Annotated in this window: 1 protein-coding gene; it reads right to left on the reverse strand. The window is 68.5% G+C overall.

Annotated elements, in window-relative coordinates:
- Window positions 1-1,135, reverse strand: a protein-coding gene (locus ABD875_RS22565) for an IS3 family transposase (protein WP_345182607.1) whose coding sequence is annotated in 2 segments (ribosomal slippage) — window positions 1-883 and window positions 883-1,135 — 1,136 coding nt annotated over the 2 segments. Because the reading frame shifts where the segments join, the coding sequence is not laid out codon by codon here. This gene is flagged as partial in the annotation.
- Window positions 1,136-1,138 lie beyond the last annotated feature (3 nt).

Below are 1,138 nucleotides of genomic sequence, written 5' to 3' on the forward strand. Positions count from 1 at the left end.
GTGTGAAGGTTCTCGAACTCGATGGGGCTGAGGTAGCCCAGGGCCGAGTGCCGTCGGCGGGGGTTGTACCAGCCCTCGATCCACTCGAAGATCGCGTTGGCCAGCTCAGCGCGAGTCGCCCAGTGGCGGCGGTCGAGGAGCTCGATCTGCAGCGACCCGAAGAACGACTCCATCATGGAGTTGTCGTAGGCACAGGCGACTTTGCCCATCGATCCCATCAGGCCGGCCTCGCGCAGCCGCTGCCCGAACAGCCAGCTGGTGTATTGCGTGCCGCGGTCGGAGTGGACCACGGTGCCGGCCGGGTTGCGTCGCCAGCGAGCCATGTCCAGGGCGTCGACGACCAGCTCGGTGCGCAGGTGGTCGGCGATCGACCAGCCCACGCACCGGCGGGTGTGCACGTCGATGACCGCGGCCGCGTACACCCAGCCGTCACCGGTGCGGTGCTGGGTGATGTCGGTGACCCACAGCCGGTCCGGGGCATCAGCGACGAACCGGCGCTGGACCAGGTCCTCGAACACTGCTGGATCCCGCCTGGGTGATCCACGCCAGCGTCTGCGGTGCACGCCCTGGACCCGGTGCAACCGCATCAGACGCTCGACCCGCTGCCGCCCTACCCGGATCCCGAGCCCGAGCCGGAGCTCGGCGTGGACCCGGCGCACCCCGTAGGTCTGCCGTGAGTCGGCGTGGATCGTGATGATCGTGTCGAGCAGACGCGCATCATCGATGTCACGCGCCGAAGGGCCACGAGTCGACCACTCGTAGAACCCCGACCTCGAGACCTGCAGGACCCGGCACGTCACCGCGACGGGGACACCGTCGGCGGCGAGCTCCTGGACGAGCCGGAACCCTATTTTGGGAGCACGTTCTCCCGGGCGAAGTAGGCACTGGCGCGCTTGAGGATCTCGATCTCCATCTCCTTCACGCGCAGCTCGCGGCGCAGCCGGACCAACTCGGCCCGCTCGTCGCTCGAGAGCCCTTCCTTGCGGCCGGCGTCGATGTCGTCCTGACTCATCCAGCGCCGCAGCCCGGACTCGCTGATCCCCAGGTCCTTCGCGACCTGGGCGACCGACGCGCCCGGTTGACGTGCCAGATCGATCGCCCGACGACGGAACTCCGGTGGGTGTGGTGCAGGCATCTA

The sequence above is a fragment of the Nocardioides caricicola genome, from assembly GCF_039541135.1.
In the GTDB taxonomy this organism is placed as follows: domain Bacteria; phylum Actinomycetota; class Actinomycetes; order Propionibacteriales; family Nocardioidaceae; genus Nocardioides; species Nocardioides caricicola.